Source organism: Daejeonella sp. (assembly GCF_044342615.1).
Lineage (GTDB): Bacteria > Bacteroidota > Bacteroidia > Sphingobacteriales > Sphingobacteriaceae > Daejeonella.
The window spans coordinates 1-3,555 of the sequence record NZ_JBIIPN010000202.1 but is presented as its reverse complement, the minus strand read 5'-3'; the positions used below and the strand labels follow the sequence as shown (position 1 = coordinate 3,555).

The window sequence follows — 3,555 nt, the reverse complement described above, 5'->3', positions numbered from 1 at the left end:
AAGGAACGTTTAATGGTATGTATGAGTATATTTTGTACGCTAGCACCTTTATTTTTCCGGCTTGCGATAGAATAAGGAAGAACAACACCAACCAGAAAAGTAAATGAGGGCTGAATCATATCATGTAAACTCAACCATATCCATGGAACATGACTTTGTTGAAAAGACAAAAATTCCCAGAATTTATTTCCTGGTAAAGATTTTGATACATCTGAAAGAGAAAGCACCTCTGCCATCATGAGGAGCATCACAAAACCACGATAAACATCTACAGAGGCAATTCGATTAGGAGGTAAAGTAGGGTTAATAATGTTTCCAGTAACTGGTAAATCATCTTTTAAAGACTCTGCTGCTTGCATTAATATCAAAGATTTAATAAAATTATAATATCAAGGAGAAACGTGTAAGCAAACTCCTGAAACCAATTTAACTAGCTAAAAATGAGCTATTTATTATTAAAGTTTAATTTATACATTTTTATTGAGAGTGAAAAAATAAAATGATTCATTTTCTAAATTAAATTTAGAAAAAAGGATAAAAAAGACCAGAAAGGCTTAAGAATATAAAAGATTTTGAAAAGCTAAAATTTGAAATAAATAAAAAAAGCAGCCTATTGAGACTGCTTTTATATAATTTATAAAATTGGGCCTAAATAATATCACCAAATTCATTTGTTTTGATGCGCATACGTTTATTCCCATTTTCGAGAATTAGTTTATATACTTTAGTTATCCCCTTTGATTCATAATAACTGACTAAATAAACATCCTTAGCAATACTCCATCCTGAGTATTTTTGAGCAACTGTAGAGGCCACTGCGGTGGGCAATTTCACATTTTTATACTTTTCTGCCGTGCGTAATAAATTGCCATCTTTATCATAGGCTGCCAAAATTTCTCCTTCAGGAATGTAGAAAGAAACAAAATAAGAATCATATTCATCTTCATAGAAATCTGATGTTTTTAAATCAAATGCAGCAACTTCACGCTGAAGTCGTTTCACAGGAAGAGCCACTGCCCCTGCTTCTACCGAGTTAAGATATTTATAATTTATTGCTTCTATTTTAACTTCTGGAAGCACAATTTGAGCTCGAGACTTTACAGTAAAGCCTATAGTGAATACAATTAGGATTAGAATTAACTTTAAATGTTTCATGATTTCTTTGTTAAATGGTAAATAATCAATTTTAATTTGGCCAACGGTTCAGCATTTTCCACATTCAAAATTGCAGAATCAATAAGGCAATGAGAACGATGCCAATCAAGAAGCTATTTGATTTTCATCAAAAAATAGCATCAAAAATTACCGGAAAAAAATCAATAAAACATGTACGAGGATGATAATTCTATTTTTTAAGCATTGGATCCATCCCCTTTTTTAATAAAAACTCACTCGATAATAAATACGCCCCACTGATAACTACCTCTTTCACACCTTCCAATCCTGAAAGAATGATTATTTGATTTTCACTTTCTGCACCCGTTTGAACAATCCGAGGAGAAAAGGTATTTTTCGCAACTTTAACCCAAACATGTGAGCCTCGCTCATCACGAACAAGCGCATCCATCGGTAAACTCATCGCATCATTAATCTCAGAAACAGGTAAAAAAACACTTACTTGCATTCCTGCCTGCAAATTATCTTGATTTTTAATGGGAGCACGCACCTTTAAAATTTGAGTTGATGGATCTATTTGTGGAGAAATGAAATCAATTGAAAGCGTTTGTTCATCATTTCCTATTCCATTTATCATAGCTTTTATTTTAGTCCCAATTTTTAGGTCGGCTACTTCTGAAGGATAAACATCCATCTCAAGCCATAGTTGATCAAAGTTTTCTAATTTTAATACCTGAGAACCCTCCGCAACATACTGACCCTCAGTGATATTTAATTCTGTAACCGTACCAGATTCACTTGAGAAAATGGTGAGTAATGGGGATGTTTTAACCCCTTTTTCTAAAGATTTTATTTGTGAATCACTCATTCCAAATAAACTTAATTTGTTTTTTGCCGCATTCTGCATCGTGCTATAAATCTTCTCGTTAGGGAATGCCGCAGCTTGTTTTAGCTGAAGTAAATAATCTAACTGTAGTGTTTGAAGAACCTCACTATAGATTTGAAAAAGTGCTTGTCCCTTCCTAATCTTAATTCCGGTTTCCCTGATATATAAATGCTCAACCCTGCCAGAATAGCGACTAGTAATAGTAGATGAACCCTCCGGATTAACAATCAAGCGTCCATTCAAAACCTTTGATGTACTAAATGAAGAGCTACTAATTGGCATTGTACGCACATTAGCCAATTGAATTTGACTATCACTCAACATCAGCTCATTTTTAGCACCAGATGCATTGACAGGCACAAGATCCATTCCGCAAATTGGACAGGTACTCGGTTCATTTTTAATGACTTGCGGATGCATCGGACAGGTAAATGTGTCCACATTACTAAGCTTCTCATTTTTAGCTTCATTGCATGATACTTTCGTAAAAACCACAAAAAATAAGCAAAATCCAATCAAAATATTTCTTTTCATTATAAACGTTCCACTTTTATAAAACTTTCAGTATCGACTAAAAACCAAGCATTAAAGGCTATTTTTTGATCCGTATTTAAACTTTCTCCAACATCAACCCACTCGTCTGCCATTCCTTTTACATCTACATAAACTGGAACAAATGCAGAGTCCCGATTCAAGAAGACGATATATTTTTTTCCCATTTGCAAAACAGCTGTTTTTGGAATCCAATTCCCCTTTAGCTCCGTTTGTTTATGAACAGAGATGAGTTGACCAACCTTCCACATACGACTCCCATTGGATAAATTGGCCCTAATTAATGAATAATTCACACCCTCACGATAATAAGGCTGTACAAGACTAACCTTAATTTCTGTTTGTTGATCCTTGCCATCAATAGCCATAATTTTAATACTGGTCCCACTTTTAAAGGACTGCAATTGCTTGGGATCTGCAAAAAACTCGGCCCAAACCTGATCTGTATTTATTAAACTAAATAATTTCTGTCCTGCATTAACATATTGCCCCTCTCTAATCTGAAGTGCTTGCCCCGTACTAATTGATTTTACCGTGGGAATTACTCCCTCACTAGCTCCAGAGTCCATTTCACTCATTCCTGACGCATCATTGGAACTTATTCTAGTACTTCCAACTTGAGAATTTGCGCTAGAATTAGATGTGCTATTTTGTTCAAATTCGGCAACATAACCAGAATAGGGGCTATAAATTGAAACAGTAGGATTAATCTTTCCGCTGCTTAAAACATGATCTATCTGCTGCTTGCTTAAACCTAAAAACAGCAATTTTTTCTTTGCAGATTCGAGTAATTCGGGCTCTGAATTATTCTTTAAAAATAAAAGCTCTTGCTGAGCATTATGCAAATCGGGACTATAAATATCCATTATTTTCTGTCCTTTATTTACCTGCTCATAGCCATATTTTACATACAAACGCTCAATACGACCACTAACTCGAGTAGAAACAGTTTTCCACTGATTAGAATTGTAATTTATTACTCCTTTCAAGATTAAATCTAC

At 34.4% G+C, this 3,555-nt stretch carries 3 protein-coding genes and 1 pseudogene; all 4 read right to left on the bottom strand.

Annotated features, from left to right (window positions below; all coding sequences use genetic code 11):
* A pseudogene (locus ACIQ0D_RS12275) lies at window positions 1-359 on the bottom strand (hypothetical protein); the annotation flags it as partial.
* A gap of 289 nt (window positions 360-648) precedes the next feature.
* Window positions 649-1,155, bottom strand: coding sequence for a hypothetical protein (locus tag ACIQ0D_RS12270; protein ID WP_395806032.1), 507 nt, complete (start codon window positions 1,153-1,155; stop codon window positions 649-651).
* Window positions 1,156-1,345: 190 nt separating this feature from the next.
* On the bottom strand, window positions 1,346-2,536 hold the full coding sequence (locus tag ACIQ0D_RS12265; protein ID WP_395806030.1) for an efflux RND transporter periplasmic adaptor subunit: 1,191 nt from the start codon (window positions 2,534-2,536) through the stop codon (window positions 1,346-1,348).
* Window positions 2,536-3,555 (bottom strand): efflux RND transporter periplasmic adaptor subunit (locus tag ACIQ0D_RS12260; RefSeq protein ID WP_395806028.1); only part of this gene is annotated, 1,020 nt, incomplete at its 5' end. The genes ACIQ0D_RS12265 and ACIQ0D_RS12260, both read right to left, overlap by 1 nt.